Below are 20,336 nucleotides of genomic sequence, written 5' to 3' on the forward strand. Positions count from 1 at the left end.
TCTCATCCTTAATTTTTTCTTTAGTGTAGCAAAGACCAAGGACAAATGCAAAAGCTCCACTGCAAAAAAGTGGAGCTTTTTTTAAGCTGCTTTATGACCTTGTTTTTTATAGTGGCGACGACCTACTAAATAAGTAGTGAGCCAAATAACCAAAATAACCGCCAAGGAAGAATATAAGACCTCAACACATTGGCCGACAAAAATCTTGGAATTGAGATAGTATGATGGTTTAGCACCCAATTTATCTAATAAGATAAAAAGTGCGAGATTGCTTCCAAACATCCCAAAAAATAAAGTATTGAAAGTCATTCCCATAATCTGAAAACCAATTGTGCGTCCACTTTTATAAAGTTGACGAAGCAACATGTCCGGTTGTTGTTCTAGCAACTCCTCCAAGCCACTAGCCACTGCAATCGCCGCTTCGGCAATTGCACCTAAAGTCGCTAACATGGTGGTAGCAATTGCTAATTGTTCAAAAGAAACCCCGATTAAAAGATTAAAGGCCTCAATTTCTTCTGATTGTTCATTGGCAAAACCATGAATTTGTAAAACTTTATCAAAACCAATAATCACCACCATAACTACAGCCATCACCAATACGGTAGCAATAAAAGCTAAGTTGGTCACATTTTCGTTATTATTTCCCATATAGATGGTAATCGCGAGGATGGTGACACCCGCAAAAATACTTACACTTAAGGGGGCAAAACCACTAGCTATCAACAAAATTGTGATAAACAAAATTACAAAGTTCAATACAACACTAAAGTAACCCACTAATCCTTGTTTTCCCCCCACTATGGTCATAACCACCAATAAAATTAGGGCTAATAAACTAATGGCTGACATCTTTTTTCCCTCCTAAAGCTTGAGCTGCCAAAAAGGCGGCTGTCGGTACCACTAAGGCAATACCAATCCCACTAATCAAAGATTGAACTACTCCAAGTGACATGGTCCATTCAAAGGTATAAGCAATAGTATTACCCGTCCGAAAATAAAGCACTCCTATGGCAAAACTTTCCGCAAAGAAAACTAAAAACAAGACATTAATTAGCGGACCCATGATAGACTTACCAACTTGGTGACCCGATTTAAATAATTGGGTCTTAGAAACTTCTGGCATGGAAGCCTTCATTTCAAAAACAGTCGAAACAATGTCAGTGGCCGCATCCATCACAGCCCCCAACAACCCAATTAAGGTAATTGAGAAAAATAATTGTTCGGGGTCTTGAGTCGCCATGTCTAAAGCTTCATAATGAAGACCTTTGCTATCAGTTAACCACAAAGCTCCATAGCCTAACAAGAGGCCTAAGCCCGTCCCAATAATAATCGAACTAAAAGTTACCCAACATTGCTTATTGAAGCCCAGCACAATCACTAAAGAGAGACCTGTAAAAATCAGGGCTCCCAAAGCGAAAATCCAAAAGAAATAAGTCTGATTCCAGGCGACATCAAATTGAACCAAAGCAAGGAAAATCACAAAATTAATGGCCACGCTAAACAAGGAACGTAAACCTTGAAAACGCATGGTTAAAAACAACAGACTAAAAATTAACCAACATAACATCAGTAGGTAAGTATCTCGTTTATAAGTTGCGATACTAGCATTAATCTTGCCCTTTTTAACCTGATGGACATCCAAGAATATTTGTTGACCAACCTTGAATTTCTGGTCCAATGCTCCTGATTTAGAATAATTATTTTTTAAATTTACGCTCCAATTACGATATTTTCCATTTAAGATTTTCAGTTTTAAATACTGACTAGTAACGCGATCGTGATTATCAAATTCATCGCTTTGCGCTTGTCCGGGACCATTGTTTACCTTAACCACCTGACCAATTGGTTGCTGGTATAAAAAAGCATCATGGCTAGTAACAACATAAATAACCAAACCCAACAATAACAAAGCGACAACTTCAAGTAAACGTGCGCTTTTATTTTTTAACACAAAAAGACTCCCTTACTGCAAACTAAGCCTAAAGTAACACGCTCGTAGGCAAAATAAAAGCCTTTGGTTAATTTTTAACCAAAAGCTTAAGAAATTCAATAAATATGTTGCACATGCTCAGTAACCCATTCGCTTGGTAAAAGCGCAGCAGCAGCCTCATCTAACAAAACCGTGACGTGGGGGTGCTTTTGTAAGACACTGGCTGGGAGGTCCTCCGTTACCTTCCCTGTAAGAGCTTCCTTGACAGCTTGGGCCTTTTCAGGACCAAAAGCCATTAGAAGAATCTGCTTGGCTTGTAAAATATTACCTATTCCTTGAGTTAAGGCCTGGGTTGGTACCTGACTTTCATCTTTAAAATAACGACTGTTAGCTTTAATGGTGGAAGGAGTTAAATTAACCACATGCGTAGTAGAGGTAAATGGTGTCCCAGGTTCATTAAAACCAATGTGGCCGTTTTGCCCGATACCTAAAATTTGGAGATCTATCGGATTTGTGGCTATAATCCAGTTATAGTGAGTACATTCAACCTTGGCTGAAGGGGCCATCCCATCAGGAAGATATGTTTCAGCGAAAGGTTTTTGGTTGAATAAGTTACTTTGCATATAGTAACGATAACTTTGGGGATGATTACCATCTAAGCCCACATATTCATCCAGATTAATAGCGATACAATCCCGAAAATCTAGGTCACTTTGGCATAATTCCCGATATAAACCCTCCGGGGTACCTCCAGTGGCTAAACCAAACGTCCGGGCTCCATGCTTATAAGCCTGGCGGAAAATTTTCACTCCTTGACGGTCTGCATCTTTTTGATTTTTTACAACAAGCACTTTCATAGCATTCTTCCTCTCTTGTACATTTTGGTATATACCAATTATACGTCTAGACCAATTTTTATGCAAGCGGAAACAAAAAGACCAGCCCATTTTTTGAGCTGATCTTGACCTTATTTGTATAATTCAGCAACTTGTGCTTGAACCGTTTCGTGGTTCAAAAATTCGTCATAAGTTGTTTCAATCCGGTCCACGCAACCTTTAGCAGATACTTCCACAATGTGGTTCGCTACGGTTTGAATCACTTGATGGTCATGGGAAGTCAAAATAATGGCTCCTGGGAAATCAACCAAAGCATCATTTAGAGAAGTAATAGACTCCAAATCTAAGTGGTTAGTTGGGTCATCCAAGACTAAGACATTAGCCTTTTGGAGCATCATTTTAGATAAGAGACAGCGAACTTTTTCTCCCCCAGATAAAACACCGACTTCTTTTTCGATATCATCTCCAGAAAAGAGCATCTTCCCTAAGAAACCACGTAAGAAAGTATTATCGTTTTCTTCTTTAGAAGCAAATTGCCGTAACCAATCTAAGATGGACTGATGTTTATCATCAAAAGCGGCGTTTAAGTCCCGACCCATGTAAGAACGACTAGTAGTTTGCCCCCAAGTCACTGTTCCTTCATCCGGTTGGATTTCACCTGCCAAGATTTGCATCATGGTTGTCGCCGCCAAGTCATTTTGAGAAATGATAGCCGTCTTTTCACCCGGACGTAAGATAAAGGAAATATTATCCAAAATTTTCACACCGTCAATGGTCTTCGAAACATTTTCAACTTTAACTAAGTCATTTCCTAATTCTCTTTCCATTTCAAACTTCACAAACGGATATTTCCGAGAAGATGGCTTGATGTCGTCCAAGGTAATCTTTTCTAATTGTTTCTTTCGGGAAGTGGCTTGTTTAGATTTAGAAGCATTAGCAGAAAACCGAGCGATAAACTCTTGGAGTTCCTTTGATTTTTTCTTCTTTTTTAGCATTAGCATTCGCTTGTAGCTTAGCAGCTAACTGGCTTGATTCTAACCAGAAATCATAGTTCCCTACAAACATCTTAATCTTCCCAAAATCTACGTCACACATTTGGTACATACTTGGTTCAAAAAGTGACGGTCGTGAGAAACAACAATCACAATGTTAGGGTAATCCGCCAAGAAATCTTCTAACCAGGAAATAGTTTTCACATCTAAACCGTTAGTCGGTTCGTCAAGCAATAAGATATCTGGTTGACCAAATAGGGCTTGCGCCAAGAGCACCTTAACCTTATCTTTTTCGGCTAATTCAGACATCATTTGGTAGTGCATGTCTTCACCAATTCCTAAAGATTGTAATAACTGAGAGGCATCAGGTTCGGCGTTCCACCCGTCCATTTCCGCAAATTCCCCTTCAAGTTCAGCGGCTCTAATCCCATCTTCTTCGGAGAAGTCTTCCTTAGCGTATAAGGCATCCTTTTCCTTCATGATTTGGTAAAGCTGTTTGTGTCCTTGAATCACCGTATCCATGACCGTAAATTCTTCAAAACCGAAGTGGTCTTGACTTAAGCTAGACATCCGCTCATTAGGCCCCATACTGATTGTCCCAGTAGTGGGTTTGATTTCGCCTTCTAATAGCCGTAAAAATGTAGATTTCCCAGCCCCATTGGCCCCAATTACCCCATAACAGTTACCCGGGGTAAATTTTAAGTTAACTTCATCGTATAAAAGACGACCTGAAAAGTTTAAACTTAAATCATTAACTGTAATCACGCTTTATTTTCCTCACTTTTTCTTTTTGCTCCCCTTAAAGTACCATACCTCTCCCCCAAAAAGCAAATTTTTCCAAAAGAAAAAGGCCCCGTAGGACCTTTGATACCATTTTTATTCATCTACAACTGGAATGGCTTCCTCATCAGTACCAGTTTCAACACTCTGTGTTACATTAGGTTCTTTATTACTCTGATTGCCATCATTACTACCACCAACTGGATTAGTTGGTGGAACATAGGAACTGTGGCTTCTCCTTGCAACACCACCATTGCTTGACGTTGCACTCCCCCATGGTGTAGTAGTTGTCGTAGTGGTATCTTCAGTTGCTTGATCGATAGTCTCTTCAGAAGATGATTCTGATTCTGATGATGATGCTTCAGAAGAACTTTCGCTAGAAACCTCTTCACTACTTGTTTCTTCTTGAGCGGAATCCTCCCGCTTAGCTAACACCTTTAGAGCCTTGGTCAACTTCTTATTGATTGTCTTAGCTTGCGCAAAGGCTTGATAGTCGGCAAGTTGGTCTTGTAAGTCCTTGACGTCATCTTCGCTAACAGACTGCTTTAACTTACCATGCTATTGTAAAGATTATCTACCTTACCACTTAATTTACTTAGTTCATCAGCCTTACTTACCAAATTATTATAGAATTTTACACGTTTTGCATAATAGGTTGGTAAAACCGTTTCTACACTGGTTTCACTTAAATTATTTTTAAGCTGGCTCGCATCACTTCCCACAGATGACTTATACAATCCTGCCATATCTTTCAAATCTTGACTAGCATCACGATCTTCTAAGGCTTGCTTTCCTGCCTTGCTAAACGCGCATACTTTTGTTTTTCAGAGGTTTCAGAACCACTTTTAGCGTACGCTGCCAACTTGTTCATATCACTTTGACTTGCTTGATCAGTTAAATCGCTTTGGTCATTCGTAAAAGCTCTAGCTACAATATCTTGGGCTTCTTGGGCAGAAACATCTTGGTTGTTACTCTTGCTCAAGAAGAAGTAGCCTCCGATGACAACTAATAAGAGGGCTAACACCAACCAAAGTAACTTTTTGCCACCTTTTTTACCCCCCTTATTCTTGGAAGACTTGTGTCCTTTATGGTGGGGAGAAACGCGCCGTAGGGGGGCATTTCCCGTCACGGGAACTTCCGCTTCTTGTGTTGAAGTTAGATGCTCAGAAGATGCCTCTCTTTCAGGCTTTTGCGTACTTCCAAAGGAAATCCGGTCATTCTCATCAAAATTAACTTTTTGTGACTCTTCTTTTTTAGCCTGTGAATGCTTACCTGAAGGTTGCTTGAAGATATCAATGATTAATTCTTTTTGCGCAGAACGTTTGGCGTTTTTGGCCTCTTCTTCGCGCCGACGCTTCTCAGTACGAGAAAGTAGTGTTTTTTCATCTTTTTCAGTCATTTTTTTCTCCTATATTTTTAAAAAATTTATACCAAATGGCTTTAAATTTAACTCAATTTTATCATTTCCGTGCTAGAATAAAGTTAGATAAGATACGAAAGGATGAGTATTATGAGCGAAAATGTTTTCTTTAACCCTGGTCAAGCCATTGCCAGTGACTATGACTATAACAAAGCCTATATTGCCGCCCAAATCTATCACCAAAAGTCACAAGCCCCCGTCCTAATTGTGCAAAGTAAAGACGGACATCCTTACTATATTTTTGATGAAGCCACAGCCCTTAAACAAGAAGAAGCTGTCAAAAAACAGCAACAAGCTTATCACGTGGTCTCTCGTATCACGCCCGAAGATCATTAAACTTCTTTTAAGTATTCATTAAATCCCCGGCCCCTAGAGCTGGGGATTTTTTGATAAAACCGATATCCGCAACGTTTTACTACCGCCTGACTTCGCTGGTTATCTTCTCTGATTAAAGCATGAATTTCATGTAAATTCAACTTTTCTTTGTTGAGTTTTTCTAAAATTCCCACGGCCCGCGTCATAATCCCTTGACCCCAGGCAGAAGACGCTAACCAATAACCGAGGTCCGCCTTACCTTTTTGCCAATCAATATCATGCAGATCAATCATTCCAACTAACTTCGGGCCTTGATAAATCAGATAACTCCGACAATTATCGGTCAATACTTCTTTGGCTATTATGTATTCTAGATATTGGTCTAAATCCTGGTGGTTTTGAATCTCGTCGACCCAACTGAGCTGCTGATTAAGCTCCTGACGACTTTGATCTAGGACCTCAAAAAATTCCTGGCGGTCTACCTCAAAAATACTTCTTAAACTAATTACTTGCACTCTTTCACCTCCTGACAAAAAAAGTCCGCACAGCACGGACTTTCTTCATTTTTTTGTATTTAGTTTGCTTCTGGGTTACGGAAACGTGTATTAAACAATGGACTAACTGGTTTGTTTTCGTGAATCCGCATAATGGCATCCCCAATTAAAGGACCAACGGAAACTTGAACCAATTTTTCAATTTGTTTTTCTTCTGGTAATTGAATGGAGTCTGTTACCACCATCTTCTTGATTGGTGATTTTTCAATCCGTTCGATGGCTGGACCAGAGAAGACAGGGTGCGTAGCACAGACATAAACTTCTGTTGCACCAGCATCCTTTAAGGCTTGCGCTGCCAAAGTAATCGTTCCAGCCGTATCAATCATATCATCGATTAAGATACAACGCTTGCCTTCAACTGAACCAATAATGTTCATCACTTCGGCCACGTTAGCCTTAGGACGACGCTTATCAATGATGGCAATTGGCGCCTTCAAAAATTCAGCTAACTTCCGTGCCCGAGTTACCCCACCATGGTCCGGTGAAACCACAACCGCGTCTTTTTCCAAACCGTTAGTTAAGAAGTAGTCCGCCAACAATGGAGCTCCCATCAAGTGATCAACAGGGATGTCGAAGAAACCTTGAATTTGCGCTGCGTGTAAGTCTAAGACGATGGCCCGGTCAGCCCCTGCCTTTTCGATCATATCTGCGACTAACTTAGCTGTGATTGGTTCCCGCGAACGAGCTTTACGGTCTTGACGCGCATAACCGTAGTAAGGAATTACCACGTTAATGGTTGCCGCACTAGCACGACGTAAGGCATCAACCATAATTAATAATTCCATCAAATTGTCGTTAACTGGTGCAGAAGTTGATTGGACAATAAAGATTTCGTCCCCACGGATACTTTCTTCAATGTTAATCCGGATTTCTCCATCGCTAAAGCGGTCAACTGACATCTTACCTAAAGGAATGCCAACTGTTTGAGAAATCTTTTCAGCTAAAGGTTTATTTGAGTTCAAAGCGAATATTTTCATCTGTGAACCAGCGTTTTGTTCAGACATAACAGCCTCCATAATTTAATTCAGTATTATCCATCTATAAATATAAGTCATTTTCCCGGTTAAAATCAAGCTCTTTGACAAAACTTTTCGGGTTATTACTCATTTTTTGTTTCTGCATCTTTGGCTGCTTGCGCCACTGGGTAACGGTCGAAGTAGCCCTTCTTATTTATCTGACGCCCCCGAGCAATTCCCATATCATGGGCATCAATATCATCGGTAATCGTAGAACCAGCTGCTACATAGGCATGGTCAGCAATATTGACAGGACCAATGATGTTAGAACCGGAACCGATAAAGGAGTAGTCGCCAACATTCGTGTGGTGCTTATTTACCCCATCGTAGTTCACAAAGACCGTCCCACAACCAACATTGATATCTTGACCTAAAGTGGCATCGCCCACATAAGTTAAGTGACCAACCTTAGTATTCTTACCCAAGGTAGCCTTCTTGACTTCGACAAAGTTACCGATGTGAACACCTTCGCCGATGTCGGCTTGTGGGCGCAAATGACTGTAAGGTCCAATGTTAGAGCCTTGACGCATAATGGCATTTTCTAAATAAGAAGAAGTAACTGTTACTTGATTTTCGAGTACAGTATCCACCAAAGTTGAGTTAGCCGTAATGTAGCAATCTTCACCAATCACAGTTTTACCCTTGAGGCTTACACCGGCTTCAATGACTGTATCAGCTCCAATTTGTACATCAGCATCAATGTAAGTCGCTGTAGGGTTAACTAAAGTTACCCCGTTTTGCATGTGACTTTGGTTAATCCGCGCTTGCATTACTTGGCTAGCCTTAGCTAAAGCCACACGGTCGTTAACCCCCATAGATTCTTCAAAGTTCTTCATTTGGTAAGCCGCGACCACCTTACCTTGACTTTGGAAAATTTCCATCACATCAGGTAAGTAGTACTCACCTTGAGCATTATCATTTTTGACTTGGTGTAAGGCTTCAAAAAGCGCCTTGTTGTCGAAGCAGTAAACCCCCGTATTAATTTCTTGTACTTCAGCTTCTTCAGGTGTAGCGTCCTTTTGTTCCACAATTTTTTCCACAATACCAATTTCATTGCGAATAATCCGGCCGTAACCAAAAGGATTAGGCGTGTGGGCGGTTAAAACCGTGGCCACCGCACCTTTAGATTGGTGATATTGGAATAATTCTTGGAAAGTTTGGGCGGTAAACAAAGGCGTATCACCACAAGCAATCAAAGTCATCCCATCTTGATCACCTAAGATATCTTCAGCCTGTAAGACAGCGTGGCCGGTCCCTAGTTGTTCTGCTTGTAAGGCATACTTAGTCCGGTTACCTAAAGTTTCTTCTACTTTTTGTGCCCCATGGCCGACAATCGTTACCACTTCATCCATATCATTTTTTTCGATTTGGGTTAAGACATGATCCACCATCGGCTTACCACACACAGGGTGTAAAACCTTGTATAATTTGGATTTCATCCGGGTACCTTTACCCGCTGCCAAGATAACGGCAAATTTTTTCATCAAATTTCACTCATTTCTCTAAACACTTAATTTTTACCTCCCTATTATAGCGCATTTAACCTTGACTTTCATCAAGCAAAAAAGCAACGACAGCTGTCGTTGCTTAACCAGTTATTTTTCTTCAGGACCAAAGACCTTGTCCAAATAATTACCGGCACTCACAGAAATGGTCTTGTCCACCGTATTAACTTGGTCAACCTTCAATAAAGAGGTGTACTCATCAACCATGCGCTTGCCTTCGAAAGAACCTTCAGCAAAAACAGTAATTCCGACGAGTTCAGATTCGAATTCTTCAATCATACTCTTCATCCCATTAACTGTCCCGCCGCCTTTCATAAAGTCATCGACGACTAAGACGTGAGATCCACGCTTAAGACTACGCTTAGATAATTCCATCTTTTCAATCCGTTCACTAGAACCAGAAACGTAATTTACGGAAACCGTAGAGCCCTCGGTAATCTTAGAATCCCGACGAACAATCACAAAAGGTACATTAAGATAACTAGAGACACTTTGCGCAATAGGCACACCTTTAGTAGCTACCGTCATCACAGCATCAATTTCCTTATCAATATATTGACGGGCAATTACACGACCAACTTTACGTAAGACATCAGGGCGTCCTAAAAGATCAGATAAGTAAACGTAACCACCTGGTAAAAGCCGATCTTGTTCTGATAATTCACTGGTCATTTGTGCAATAAAATCGCGCGCTTCATCTTCAGAAATAGAGGGAATAAAACGCGCTCCTCCAGCAGCTCCCGGAATAGTTTCTAAAATTCCAATTCCTCTTTGAGCAAAAGTCCGTTTCACAATCGCCAAGTCTTCAGATATTGATGATTTGGCCGATTCATAACGTTCTGAAAAGAACGTTAAAGAAATTAAGGTGTGTGGTCTTTCTAATAAGTAACGTGTCATATCAATTAAGCGATCACTTCGTTTGGTTTTCAAATTTATCCTCCTTTAGTAGCATCTGCATTTTTTATTAATTACACTTGCTATTATACGTTATCTTTCGTTGTTTTCCTAGTTTTTTCCTAAAAAATAAACACAACGTTCGTTTTATGTAAAATTTCGATACCTTTTGACTAGCTAAATTTTTCATTTCATCTAAAAAAATTAATGTTCGTCAATAAGCAACCTAATTAGAATATCATTCTCATCCCTGAGCGTCAATCTTTTCTGGAAAAAAATTTTATTTTAGCTTGATTTTTAAACCTTTCTACTCTATAATAGTACCTGTTATTGCGGGTGTAGTTTAGTGGTAAAATCCCAGCTTCCCAAGCTGATGTCGCGAGTTCGATTCTCGTCACCCGCTTATCGTTTATATTATGACTTAACCTCCTGTTTTATCAGGAGGTTTTTTACTTACCTTTGGTAATTATTTTTGCAAGTGGAGGCGTTTTCTCTTATAATAAATTTAAAAATATATGGGAGCTGATTTTCTTGATTAAATTAATTGCAACTGATATTGATGGTACCCTGGTCAATGATGATAAAAAGCTTAGCGCCAAAACTATTGCTACCATCAAAAAAGCCCGTCAAGCTGGAATTTATGTGGTTTTATGTACTGGTCGTCCCCTCAGCGGTGTCGCTGAATATCTTGAAGAGTTAGGTCTAACCAGTGATGATGATTATGTTATCACCTTCAACGGAGCAGCAGCCCAAAAAGTCGCCAGTCAAGAAGTGCTCTTCAAACACACTTTAGAATTCGATGAATTCCAAGAACTCTTGGACTTTAGCTTAGCCAACCAAATTAAGCACCAAATCATTACTCCTGACAACCAAATTTATACTTGTGATTTTGATGTAAGCTCCTACACCGTGCTCGACGCATTCTATACGCACATGCCACTACATGTACGTACCAAAGCCGGCTTACCCCAAGATTTGACTTGTGCGAAGTTTATGTGGGCCGATCAAAAAGAAAATCTCGACCGCGGGGAAAAGATTTTACCTGCTAAACTCAAAAACGGTCTCTACACTGTTCGCAGTGAAGACTGGTTTTTCGAATTTCAAAATGCCAAAGCCACTAAAGGTCAAGCCGTCTACCAACTAGCAGAACACCTTGGCATCAAACCAGAAGAAGTAATGACGGTTGGCGATCAACAAAATGACCTTTCCATGCTAACACCAGACTTCTTTGGCGTTGCCATGGGCAATGGTAACGATTTGGTCAAAGCGGCCGCAAAAGTTACCACGGCTAGCAATAATGATGATGGTTTAGCTCAAGCAATCGAAAAATATGTCCTCAACTAGTTTGCGCCCTCTTTCTTTTACAAGTATAATGAAAGCAATATAACTTATCGTACTTGGAGGTGAACCCGGAGTGGAAATTATAGAAAAAGCCCCTGCTAAGCTGAATTTAAGCTTAGATACCCCTTTTCGCCACCCAGACGGCGAACCCGAATGGAAGATGGTCATGATTGCGGTGGACCTGGCGGACTATGTAACCGTTAAAACCATCCCACAAAGTCGTAAAATCACGGTCCAAACTAATTCCGGTTTCTTACCTTGTGACAAGCGTAATCTAGCCTATCAAGCAGCTCTATACTTACAAAGCAAGTTCGACATCAATGAAGGGGTAGCCATTTCAATTCAAAAAAATATCCCTGTTGCCGCCGGCATGGGAGGAGGGTCCGCTGATGCGGCCGCCGTCTTACGTGCCTAAACCGCGCCTGGCAACTTGGCTTATCTAAAGCTGAGTTAGCGCAAATTGGGTTGCAAATTGATTCCGACGTCCCATTTTGTATTTATAGCGAACCCGCTCTAGTTACCGGCCGTGGTGAGGTTATCACCCCTTTGGATACCTTACCTCCTATGTGGATTGTCATCGCTAAGCCCAAAGATAGTGTCTCCACACCGTCGATTTTGCGACAAATTGTTGAGGAAAATATCGACCACCAAGATGTGGATGCAGTTGTGTCCGCCCTAAAAACCAAGGATTACCTAGCCTTGGCTCGCCACGCCGGGAATGCCTTGGAAGGTTTAACTTCCCAAAAACATCCAGAAATTTCCCGGATTAAGGAAAAATGCCTCAAATTTGGGGCTGACTTTGCCCAAATGAGTGGTACGGGGCCTACTGTTTTTGGTGTCAGCCAAAAACACAGCCGAGCCCAACACATCTATAATAGTCTTCGTGGTTTTTGTAACGAAGTCTACTTGGTCAGACCCATCCAACTTAGCTAAAGTCCTGCTTCGCCAGGACTTTTTTTGCAATGCAACAAAAAAGCCACCGGATTAAATCCGCCGACCACTGGAAGATTATGCTTCAAAATCTAACTTGATAGTGTTAGTCAACACATCGCGGTAACTGTAAGATACTCTTTCGATGCTTTCTTCTTCACCGACCAGTTCCACAATAAAAATTGCCGGGAAGGTACTAGCCAAGGTCCCATGGTGAACCTTTTCGGTATTACTACGGCCCTTGATAGTTACGGTCAAAGGCTGGCCTAAATGCTCATCGAGATTATGCTTGATTTGTGCCAAATTTGTAGGCATGATATCACCTCTTTAATAAAACATTTTACCACAGAGTAATCAAAAAGTAAAATTATACCATACCAACTTATTGAATTCAATCTATAATTCAAAAAATCCGCTAGTTTTTTTACTAGCGGATTTTGAGACTAAAAGACTGATTTTAAGCAATTCCAAGCGCCAACAAGGCATCTGACAAAATAATGAAATCGTGAATGGTCAGTCTTTCCGCCCGCACACTTGGAGCAATCCCTACTTTTTCTAAGGCTTGAGTCATCGTCGCTTTAACTTCTGAATCTTTTCCATAAAGGCCTTGAAGGTTATTCCATAGACTCTTTCTCCGGTGCATGAAAGCTCCACGTACTAACTTATTGAAGTGTTTTTCATCTTGGGGCTTTTCTGCAATGACTTCCTTCTTCTTGAGGGCAATAATGGCTGAGTCAACCTTAGGCTGTGGCATGAAGACCGTCTTAGGGACAATAAAAGCAATTTCTGCATCCATCGCATATTGAATCCCAATGGATAAAGAAGAATAATCCTTGCTACCAGGTTGAGCCGAAAGTCTTTGCGCAACTTCTTTTTGCATCATCACCACAATCGTCGCAAAATCAATACCTGATTCCAGAAGATGCATGATAATTGGCGTTGTGATGTAATAAGGTAAGTTGGCCACCAACTTCAAATTATGTTTACCATCAAAATTTGCCGCAATTAAAGCCGCTAAATCCGCCTTTAAAACATCCTGGTGGACAATCGTCACATTATCATAAGGTGACAAGGTTTCCCCAAGGACCGGAATTAAACGGTCATCAATTTCTAAGGCCATTACTTGATGAGCCCTTTTCGCTAGTTGTTCTGTTAAGGCCCCAATCCCTGGGCCAATTTCAATCACATCATCTTCAGGACCGACTTCGGCTGCAGCTACAATATTCTTCAAAATATTAATGTCAGTTAAAAAATTTTGGCCTAAACTCTTCTTGAAATTCAAGCCGTAAGTTTCCATGATTGCCTTCGTCCGTGTCGGTGAGGCAATTTCAGGGATTTGGTTGGTCATTAAAGTTCCTCCGTAATTTCTTGCATTGCTTCTTCAAATTCTTCCGGGGTAATTTGGAAAAGATTCAAGCGCTTATGAAGTTGTTTGCCATTGGTATAACCAATATGCAAGTATTCTCCCAATAATTGGCGCTTCTTCTTAGCATCTGCTCCTGACATTAACCCCGCTTGCATTAACATGGTCTTGGTAATTAGTTCTTCACCTTCAGGTTCTTCCGTATACAGATTCTTCAAGGCTGATCGAATCGCTTCAGGACTAGCATGTTCGACCCCAAGACTACCTTGTCCATGAGGCACAGCTTCTCGGCGATTTAAAAAGGCGTGTTTCACACCAGGAACGGCCTCACGAATTGTCTTACGAATTTTTTCCCCTGAAAAATCTGGATCTGTAAAGACAATCACGCCTCGCTTGTCATGTAATTCTTCAATATATTCTAAAGTTTCATCGCTAATGGCAGAGCCCCGCGTTTCTAAGGTGTCGGCATTCACGGCCTGGTGAATGCGTTCCGTATCGGACTTACCTTCCACCACGATGACTTCTCTAATCTTTAATTTTTCCGTCATATTCCTAAAATTCTTTCTGTATTCTCCGTCGTTTTTTGGGCTAATTCTTGCGCAGATAGACCTAGCTTTTGAGCTAAAAATTCCAAAGTATAGCGCGTCATTGCCGGCTCATTCAACCGCCCTCTAAAAGGTAAGGGTGTTAGATAAGGCGCATCCGTTTCTACCAAAATTTTATCCAGTGGTGTATTTAAAGCCGCATCTAAAACTTCCTTAGCATTACCAAAAGTCACTACTCCACTATAAGACAAATACATGCCTAATTCAAGAAACTTCTGTGCCCATTGTTGATCACCATTAAAAGAGTGCATAATTCCTCCAAATTGATCAACCTGTGCGGCCTTTAAAATAGGATAAGTATCAAAAATCGCATCGCGATTGTGAATCGTGACTGGCATATTTAATTCTTTGGCTAAATCTAGCTGGCGCTTAAACACCGCCTTTTGTTGGTCATGATCTACTTCATTATGGTAGTCTAGCCCAATTTCACCTAAGACTTTAACCTTTTCATGTTTCAATAAATCTAACAACCATTTTTCCATTCGATCATCATATTTATCAGCACTATCCGGGTGGATGCCAACGGCACCATAAAAGTGGTTATACTTTTCAATCAAGGGCAACATTCTTTGCGCGCTTTCCTGGTCGTAAGCCACAATTAACATTTGTTTAACTTCCATTGCCAAAGCTCGCTCAATTACATCAGGAATATCTTGAGCAAATTGCCAAGCATTAATATGAGTGTGGGAATCAAAAATCTGCATTTTCTACCTCTATTCTGCAAAAAAAGCAGCTTAAAGCTGCCTTTTTCCTATCCTACCAATGAACCGTTAGGAATGTTGTCATCCACCGTCAATAATTGAACAGTCTCGCCAAATTCTGCTGATAATAACATCCCCTGACTAATTTCACCACGCATCTTCCGAGGTTTCAAATTCGTCACGGCCATCACTTTCTTACCAACTAATTTTTCAAAATCTGGGTACCATTGAGCAATTCCAGACAAGATTTGACGGTCACCTTCATCACCAGCATCCAAACGGAATTTCAAAAGCTTGTCAGCCCCTTTTACCTTAGAAACTTCCTTGATTTCTGCAACTTTGATTTCAACTTTATCAAAATCATCAAACTTAATGGCATCCTTAGTTAAGAGTAAGTTACTATCTTCAGGGTTAAAGTCTGCCTCTTGCCCCTTAGCCATATTCTTGCGTCCCTTAGCCTTTTCATTTGCCGTCATTTGACTCTTAATGTAAGCTACTTCGGCTTCCATATCCAAACGTGGGAAAATTGGTGTCCCCTTAGCGACAACTTGCGTAGCTGTTGGGTAAGCAAAGAAGTCTACCTCAGTTAAGCCCATATTTTCTAACGCCAAACCTAATTGAGTGAAAATTTCTTTTGGTGCATGCGTCATCACTGGTTGAATCAAAATAGCAATTTCACGTAAGGCCGCTGCCAAGTGGGCTAAGACACTATCTAATTCTGCTACCTTGCTTTCATCCTTAATTAAGGCCCATGGTTGGGTTTCATCAATGTACTTGTTAGCCCGAGAAACAAACTTCCAAACAGCGTCTAAAGCATTAGAGAAACGCACTTTTTCCATTTCTTCTTCGTAAGCCACTACTGTTTCTTTAGCCGCTGCTTCGAGGGAAGCATCAAATTCCGTTACACCTGCGACTAACGCTGGTGTCTTACCGTCACGATATTTGTTAATCATAGCTACCGTCCGGTTCAATAAATTCCCCAAGTCATTAGCCAAGTCGTAGTTAACTTTAGCCACAAAGTCTTCTGGTGTGAAGACCCCATCATTTCCAAATGGTACGGCCCGCATGAGGTAGTAACGTAAAGCATCTAAACTATAACGGTCAGCTAAGGTTTCAGGGTAAACCACGTTACCTTTAGACTTCGACATCTTCCCATCTTGCATCACTAACCAACCATGACCAATAATGTGCTTAGGTAATGGTAAGTCCAAAGCCATTAAGATAATTGGCCAATAAATAGTGTGGAAACGTACAATTTCCTTACCCACCATGTGAATATCAGCGGGCCAGAATTTCTTGAAGAGACTGTCATCTTCCCCAGTTTGGTAACCCAAAGCTGTGATGTAGTTACACAAAGCATCAATCCACACATAAACCACGTGCTTAGGATTAGAAGGCACCTTAACCCCCCAGTTAAAAGAAGTCCGTGTTAAAGCCAAGTCTTCCAACCCCGGTTTAATGAAGTTGTTCAACATTTCATTTTTCCGACTTTGAGGAATAATGAAATCAGGGTGTTGGTCATAGTATTCCACCAAACGATCTGCATACTTGCTCATCTTGAAGAAGTAACATTCTTCTTCTACCAATTGGACTTCGTGGCCGGATGGGGCAATTCCTCCTATCATTTGACCATTTTCATCACGGAAAACTTCCTTTAATTGTGATTCCGTAAAGTATTCTTCGTCAGAAACAGAATACCAACCACTGTACGAACCTAAGTAAATATCACCTTGGGCTAGCAATTTTTCAAAAATATTAGCTACGGCTTTTTCATGGTAGTCATCTGTCGTTCGAATGAATTTGTCGTTAGTAATTTCTAACTTCTTCCATAATTCTTGAATATCGGCGGCCATCTTGTCGACATATTCTTGAGGTTGAATTCCCAAAGCTTCAGCCTTTTGTTCAATTTTTAAACCATGTTCATCAGTTCCTGTTAAGAAGAAAACTTCGTAGTCTTGCAAACGCTTGTAACGCGCTAAAACGTCACAGGCGATAGTTGAGTAAGAGTTACCGATGTGTAAGCGCCCAGAAGGGTAGTAAATCGGCGTGGTAATGTAAAATGTCTTTTTTTCTGCCATGTCAGCGATTCCTTTCTGCACAATTTGTCAATAGTTTTCATTATAGCATAGTTTTCCTTATAATTGACCCCTTAAACCTGGACTTGAGCAAATTGCTCCCTGGCATCCCCGATAATTTGTTGTGCTCCTCGAGGCAAAGACAGTGCCTCCCGATTTAAAGCTACAACTTGCGCTCGAGACTGACGATATTCCAATAAATCAGCAAAAGGATAGACAACCAGCGAGGTACCACAAACTACCAATAAATCTGCTCTTTGGATTGCGACTATCGCCCTTTGAAGCCGTGATGTAGGAATCCCTTCTTCATAAAGAATGATATCTGGTCGTAAAACACCGCCACAACCTATGTGGATGGGACTAGCCAAATAATCCTGATAGGATAAATGTCTTTGACCACATTTTTGACAAAAAATTTCGTAAAGATTACCATGAAACTCCACCAAACAATCCTCGGGGGTTCCAGCCTGACGATGTAAATCATCAATATTTTGGGTGATAATTTTCGCCCGACCTTTTTGTGCAAGCTGCGCCATTTTTTGGTGGATAACATTGGGTTGCGCCTTGGGGTAATACATTTTTTGCACAAACGCGTAAAATTTCTGTGGCTCTTTAGCCAAACAAGTGCGACTCAACAAATATTCCGGCCGTTCTTTGCCACCATAAAGGCCACCTTTGGAACGGTAGTCTGGAATTCCCGAAGCCGTTGAAACGCCTGCTCCAGTCAAAAAAACAATCTTTTGCGCTTGATCCAAATAAGTTTGTAAATCCATTTCTATGCGCCCCCTCTGCAACAACTAACGGATTAAGTAAGTAAAACCAAGTTCTTGTAGGTACTGTCCTACTGGTTGTTCGTAGAGACGTTTCATCTCCTCCGGACTAGATTCTGCAGGTAAAGAGAGGACAAAGGAGTTTTGCCCATCATTTTTAAAACGACCAATATAAGCATCCTTGAATTTCAGATTATCCTGTAAATTGCTATGGTAAATTTCAAAGAGTTGACTTAATTGTAGGCGAGTTTGTCTCTGACTCAAAACCGGACTTAGGGTCATAAATTCCTTAAGCCCCATCGGTGCATATCCTGCATCTTGTAAGATTTGGTCAAAACCATCCCATAAGCGCACAATCGCCCGACGCACATTACTTGGTGTGTTAAGTTCTTTTTCCAACATTACTTGATAAAGCATTTGAGCATAACGGAAAGAGACAGGATTATTTTGGGCAAACAACTGGATTATATCTTCATCACCACCTTGGAAGAAAACCAAAGCGTCTAAAAGTGTCAAAATCCGTAAAACTAACCATTGATCAGCTTCTTCTTCCTTAGGGAAACGTTGTACGACCCCTTCTAAATAAAGCTGTTCGATTTCTTCCGTAATAAAGCCGCGCTTCCTTTGTTCTTGATAAATACGGGCATGCAAAACTGCGCTATATAAGTCACTCCCCGCAGCAGTCAAAGTCGCATCTAAGTCCTTATCACCGGTCGTAACATTCACGCTTGCTTGAGGTGTCTTATCAAACATTAACATGAAGTGCAAGAGTTCATGAGAAATTGTGTATTCAGGAGCTGTTTGGTCATAAACATCAACTTGCACCTTACCATCAGCGACATAATGTTGCCCGTGGTCATGGCGCAAATAACCAATTTTTTCATTTTTGGGGTAGTTGATTTGTATTTCTTGGGGATGGATTGCTTTTACCTCTTCTAAAAGCGCTTCTAAAGCTGGACTAAATGTCATATTAATTTCCTCGACTTTCACGTATTTGTGCTAATAATTGACGGGCGCTATTTTCATCACGTTTACCCGCCTTTTCCATTTGGGCTACTAGACTAGTAACCTCACTTTGAGTGGCTCCCACTTTGACTGCCAGGGTCTTTAATTGTAGGTGCATATGGCCTTTTTGAATTCCGTCAGTGACTAAAGCCTTCAGAGCTGCTAAATTTTGTCCCAACCCAACCGCAACAATCACCGTTGCTAGTTGTTTTGCATCCTTAATTTGTAGGAGCTGGTGATTGGCCTTTACTAAAGGAATGACCCCAATCGAACCACCTACCGAACCAACGGGCATAGGTAGGGTCAGACTACCATGAAGCTTACCATCTTGATAGTTCCATTGACTTAAACCACGGTACTGACCATCACGACTAGCATAGGCATGAGCACCTGCTTCAATCGCACGCCAATCATTCCCCGAAGCAAGCACCACCGCATCGATTCCGTTCATAATTCCCTTATTATGGGTGGCAGCCCGAGACGGATCTAATTGTGCTACATGACTTGCTAGAGCAATCTTTTGGGCGACCTCTTCACCGGATAATTCTCCTTTGGCTAGGAGTTTCGGTTCAATTTCACAAGTTACCGTCACTAAACTATGCACAGCATAGTTGGATAAAATCGCCATCAAGACTTCTTGGCCCAGTTCTTGACGTATTTTTTGAGCTAAGGCTTCTAGCATTGTGTTCAACATATTAGCTCCCATGGCTTCTTGAACGTCAACCGCTAAATCAAGTGACAGTAAGCCTTCACTTTCGGAAAGAATCCGTACTTCTAAAAAACGTGCGCCACCACCACGTTTCACAATAGAAGGGTGAGCTTCATTGGCACAGGCCAAAAAATCAGCTTCCTGAGCTAAAATTGTTGCTTTCAGTTTGGCAGGCTCCGCCACCTTTTCTAACACCACCTGCCCTACCATTAAGCGTTCCGTAATATGACTTTGAAAGCCCCCAGCCCGTTTGACCAGGCCGGCTCCATTACTGCTAGCAGCAACCACCGAGGGTTCTTCCGTGACCATTGGAATCAGGTACTCATGACCATCAATAACATAATTGGTAGCTAAACCTTGGGGTAAGCTATAATCAGTCACATAATTTTCAATCAAGCTATCAAATAATTCGGCTTGGTGACCGTTTACTTGGAATAATTTAATTTCATCATCAGATAATAATTGGCTTTGCGCCAAAATGGCGAGACGCTCTTGCCAGGATTTTTGATAAAATTTATGGATTGCTTTCATGAAGACCTCCATTAAGACTTAAGAATTTCCTTAATTATACCACAGATTATCTTTGCTATAATGA

At 41.0% G+C, this 20,336-nt stretch carries 21 protein-coding genes, 1 tRNA gene and 2 pseudogenes; 4 read left to right on the forward strand and 20 right to left on the reverse strand.

From position 1 onward, the window contains the following. Positions 1–81: 81 nt before the first annotated feature. The 8 genes and pseudogenes from JCM10991_RS03200 to JCM10991_RS03235 form a co-directional block, all read right to left on the reverse strand. Complete coding sequence (locus JCM10991_RS03200; protein ID WP_025020535.1) at positions 82–849, reverse strand: YibE/F family protein; 768 nt, start codon at positions 847–849, stop codon at positions 82–84. Next, the gene (locus JCM10991_RS03205) at positions 836–1,951 is read right to left on the reverse strand and encodes a YibE/F family protein (protein ID WP_025020536.1); all 1,116 of its coding nucleotides are present in this window, start codon (positions 1,949–1,951) and stop codon (positions 836–838) included. The genes JCM10991_RS03200 and JCM10991_RS03205 overlap by 14 nt, the downstream gene beginning before the upstream one ends. A 95-nt stretch (positions 1,952–2,046) precedes the next feature. Further along, positions 2,047–2,787 (reverse strand): glucosamine-6-phosphate deaminase, encoded by a 741-nt coding sequence (locus tag JCM10991_RS03210; protein ID WP_025020537.1) that lies wholly within the window; start codon positions 2,785–2,787, stop codon positions 2,047–2,049. A 110-nt stretch (positions 2,788–2,897) separates the two neighbouring features. Then, a pseudogene (locus JCM10991_RS16380) lies at positions 2,898–4,523 on the reverse strand (ABC-F family ATP-binding cassette domain-containing protein). After that, positions 4,520–4,642 carry a hypothetical protein gene (locus JCM10991_RS16055; protein WP_263640283.1) on the reverse strand — a complete coding sequence of 41 codons (123 nt, stop codon included), beginning with the start codon at positions 4,640–4,642 and terminating at the stop codon, positions 4,520–4,522. The pseudogene JCM10991_RS16380 and the gene JCM10991_RS16055 overlap by 4 nt, the downstream one beginning before the upstream one ends. Continuing rightward, positions 4,635–4,973 carry a hypothetical protein gene (locus JCM10991_RS03225; RefSeq protein WP_025020538.1) on the reverse strand — a complete coding sequence of 113 codons (339 nt, stop codon included), beginning with the start codon at positions 4,971–4,973 and terminating at the stop codon, positions 4,635–4,637. The genes JCM10991_RS16055 and JCM10991_RS03225 overlap by 8 nt, the downstream gene beginning before the upstream one ends. A gap of 110 nt (positions 4,974–5,083) precedes the next feature. Then, positions 5,084–5,284, reverse strand: a complete 201-nt coding sequence (locus JCM10991_RS03230) for a hypothetical protein (RefSeq protein ID WP_155889562.1) — start codon at positions 5,282–5,284, stop codon at positions 5,084–5,086. Between the two features lie 32 nt (positions 5,285–5,316). Then, complete coding sequence (locus JCM10991_RS03235; protein ID WP_025020540.1) at positions 5,317–5,937, reverse strand: hypothetical protein; 621 nt, start codon at positions 5,935–5,937, stop codon at positions 5,317–5,319. Between the two features lie 111 nt (positions 5,938–6,048). Here JCM10991_RS03235 and JCM10991_RS03240 point away from each other — a divergent pair, with 111 nt between their 5' ends. Beyond that, positions 6,049–6,294 (forward strand): hypothetical protein, encoded by a 246-nt coding sequence (locus tag JCM10991_RS03240; protein ID WP_025020541.1) that lies wholly within the window; start codon positions 6,049–6,051, stop codon positions 6,292–6,294. Here the strand turns inward: JCM10991_RS03240 and JCM10991_RS03245 are convergent. The 4 genes from JCM10991_RS03245 to purR all read right to left on the reverse strand — a co-directional run bounded on the left by JCM10991_RS03245 (position 6,291) and on the right by purR (position 10,278). Next, positions 6,291–6,788: a GNAT family N-acetyltransferase gene (locus tag JCM10991_RS03245; protein ID WP_025020542.1), complete on the reverse strand. Its 498-nt coding sequence runs from the start codon at positions 6,786–6,788 to the stop codon at positions 6,291–6,293. The genes JCM10991_RS03240 and JCM10991_RS03245 overlap by 4 nt on opposite strands. Before the next feature lie 59 nt (positions 6,789–6,847). Further along, complete coding sequence (locus tag JCM10991_RS03250) at positions 6,848–7,831, reverse strand: ribose-phosphate diphosphokinase (RefSeq protein WP_025020543.1); 984 nt, start codon at positions 7,829–7,831, stop codon at positions 6,848–6,850. 95 nt (positions 7,832–7,926) lie between these two features. Continuing rightward, the gene (gene glmU, locus JCM10991_RS03255) at positions 7,927–9,327 is read right to left on the reverse strand and encodes a bifunctional UDP-N-acetylglucosamine diphosphorylase/glucosamine-1-phosphate N-acetyltransferase GlmU (protein ID WP_035187916.1); all 1,401 of its coding nucleotides are present in this window, start codon (positions 9,325–9,327) and stop codon (positions 7,927–7,929) included. A 111-nt stretch (positions 9,328–9,438) separates the two neighbouring features. Beyond that, positions 9,439–10,278 (reverse strand): pur operon repressor, encoded by an 840-nt coding sequence (gene purR / locus JCM10991_RS03260; protein ID WP_025020545.1) that lies wholly within the window; start codon positions 10,276–10,278, stop codon positions 9,439–9,441. A gap of 296 nt (positions 10,279–10,574) precedes the next feature. Between purR and JCM10991_RS03265 the strand changes: the two genes are divergently transcribed. The 3 genes and pseudogenes from JCM10991_RS03265 (at position 10,575) to ispE (ending at position 12,516) form a co-directional block, all read left to right on the forward strand. Next, a tRNA-Gly gene (locus tag JCM10991_RS03265) sits at positions 10,575–10,645 on the forward strand. Positions 10,646–10,773: 128 nt separating this feature from the next. Next, positions 10,774–11,586, forward strand: coding sequence for a Cof-type HAD-IIB family hydrolase (locus JCM10991_RS03270; protein WP_225349909.1), 813 nt, complete (start codon positions 10,774–10,776; stop codon positions 11,584–11,586). A gap of 70 nt (positions 11,587–11,656) precedes the next feature. Further along, positions 11,657–12,516: pseudogene (gene ispE / locus JCM10991_RS12460) on the forward strand (4-(cytidine 5'-diphospho)-2-C-methyl-D-erythritol kinase). A gap of 75 nt (positions 12,517–12,591) precedes the next feature. On the opposite strand, the gene JCM10991_RS03280 reads toward ispE, so the two are convergent. The 8 genes from JCM10991_RS03280 to JCM10991_RS03315 form a co-directional block, all read right to left on the reverse strand. Next, complete coding sequence (locus JCM10991_RS03280; RefSeq protein ID WP_023859799.1) at positions 12,592–12,828, reverse strand: Veg family protein; 237 nt, start codon at positions 12,826–12,828, stop codon at positions 12,592–12,594. 142 nt (positions 12,829–12,970) lie between these two features. Continuing rightward, on the reverse strand, positions 12,971–13,861 hold the full coding sequence (gene rsmA / locus JCM10991_RS03285) for a 16S rRNA (adenine(1518)-N(6)/adenine(1519)-N(6))-dimethyltransferase RsmA (RefSeq protein WP_023859798.1): 891 nt from the start codon (positions 13,859–13,861) through the stop codon (positions 12,971–12,973). Beyond that, on the reverse strand, positions 13,861–14,424 hold the full coding sequence (gene rnmV / locus JCM10991_RS03290; RefSeq protein ID WP_025020547.1) for a ribonuclease M5: 564 nt from the start codon (positions 14,422–14,424) through the stop codon (positions 13,861–13,863). Before rnmV ends, rsmA begins: the two co-directional genes overlap by 1 nt. After that, entirely contained in the window at positions 14,421–15,185 is a 765-nt protein-coding gene (locus tag JCM10991_RS03295; protein ID WP_025020548.1) for a TatD family hydrolase, read from the reverse strand. The genes rnmV and JCM10991_RS03295 overlap by 4 nt, the downstream gene beginning before the upstream one ends. Before the next feature lie 47 nt (positions 15,186–15,232). Continuing rightward, positions 15,233–17,260: a methionine--tRNA ligase gene (gene metG / locus JCM10991_RS03300; protein WP_025020549.1), complete on the reverse strand. Its 2,028-nt coding sequence runs from the start codon at positions 17,258–17,260 to the stop codon at positions 15,233–15,235. A gap of 71 nt (positions 17,261–17,331) precedes the next feature. Next, entirely contained in the window at positions 17,332–18,030 is a 699-nt protein-coding gene (locus JCM10991_RS03305; protein WP_035187899.1) for an NAD-dependent protein deacylase, read from the reverse strand. 24 nt (positions 18,031–18,054) lie between these two features. Continuing rightward, on the reverse strand, positions 18,055–18,996 hold the full coding sequence (locus JCM10991_RS03310) for a hypothetical protein (protein WP_025020551.1): 942 nt from the start codon (positions 18,994–18,996) through the stop codon (positions 18,055–18,057). Between the two features lies 1 nt (position 18,997). Beyond that, complete coding sequence (locus JCM10991_RS03315; protein ID WP_025020552.1) at positions 18,998–20,272, reverse strand: hydroxymethylglutaryl-CoA reductase, degradative; 1,275 nt, start codon at positions 20,270–20,272, stop codon at positions 18,998–19,000. Between the last annotated feature and the right edge of the window lie 64 nt (positions 20,273–20,336).

Origin of the sequence: Ligilactobacillus equi DSM 15833 = JCM 10991, assembly GCF_000615765.1 — a bacterium.
GTDB classification, from domain to species: domain Bacteria; phylum Bacillota; class Bacilli; order Lactobacillales; family Lactobacillaceae; genus Ligilactobacillus; species Ligilactobacillus equi.

What these genes read in the sequence shown, in the direction of transcription:
- JCM10991_RS03200 (WP_025020535.1), bottom strand. Translation starts at nt 849, where the DNA reads ATGTCAGCCATTAGTTTATTAGCCCTAATTTTATTGGTGGTTATGACC.
- JCM10991_RS03210 (WP_025020537.1), bottom strand. Translation starts at nt 2,787, where the DNA reads ATGAAAGTGCTTGTTGTAAAAAATCAAAAAGATGCAGACCGTCAAGGA.
- JCM10991_RS16055 (WP_263640283.1), bottom strand. Translation starts at nt 4,642, where the DNA reads ATGAATAAAAATGGTATCAAAGGTCCTACGGGGCCTTTTTCTTTTGGA.
- JCM10991_RS03230 (WP_155889562.1), bottom strand. Translation starts at nt 5,284, where the DNA reads ATGGCAGGATTGTATAAGTCATCTGTGGGAAGTGATGCGAGCCAGCTT.
- JCM10991_RS03235 (WP_025020540.1), bottom strand. Translation starts at nt 5,937, where the DNA reads ATGACTGAAAAAGATGAAAAAACACTACTTTCTCGTACTGAGAAGCGT.
- JCM10991_RS03240 (WP_025020541.1), top strand. Translation starts at nt 6,049, where the DNA reads ATGAGCGAAAATGTTTTCTTTAACCCTGGTCAAGCCATTGCCAGTGAC.
- JCM10991_RS03250 (WP_025020543.1), bottom strand. Translation starts at nt 7,831, where the DNA reads ATGTCTGAACAAAACGCTGGTTCACAGATGAAAATATTCGCTTTGAAC.
- glmU (WP_035187916.1), bottom strand. Translation starts at nt 9,327, where the DNA reads ATGAAAAAATTTGCCGTTATCTTGGCAGCGGGTAAAGGTACCCGGATG.
- JCM10991_RS03280 (WP_023859799.1), bottom strand. Translation starts at nt 12,828, where the DNA reads ATGCCTACAAATTTGGCACAAATCAAGCATAATCTCGATGAGCATTTA.
- rsmA (WP_023859798.1), bottom strand. Translation starts at nt 13,861, where the DNA reads ATGACCAACCAAATCCCTGAAATTGCCTCACCGACACGGACGAAGGCA.
- rnmV (WP_025020547.1), bottom strand. Translation starts at nt 14,424, where the DNA reads ATGACGGAAAAATTAAAGATTAGAGAAGTCATCGTGGTGGAAGGTAAG.
- JCM10991_RS03295 (WP_025020548.1), bottom strand. Translation starts at nt 15,185, where the DNA reads ATGCAGATTTTTGATTCCCACACTCATATTAATGCTTGGCAATTTGCT.
- metG (WP_025020549.1), bottom strand. Translation starts at nt 17,260, where the DNA reads ATGGCAGAAAAAAAGACATTTTACATTACCACGCCGATTTACTACCCT.
- JCM10991_RS03305 (WP_035187899.1), bottom strand. Translation starts at nt 18,030, where the DNA reads ATGGATTTACAAACTTATTTGGATCAAGCGCAAAAGATTGTTTTTTTG.
- JCM10991_RS03310 (WP_025020551.1), bottom strand. Translation starts at nt 18,996, where the DNA reads ATGACATTTAGTCCAGCTTTAGAAGCGCTTTTAGAAGAGGTAAAAGCA.
- JCM10991_RS03315 (WP_025020552.1), bottom strand. Translation starts at nt 20,272, where the DNA reads ATGAAAGCAATCCATAAATTTTATCAAAAATCCTGGCAAGAGCGTCTC.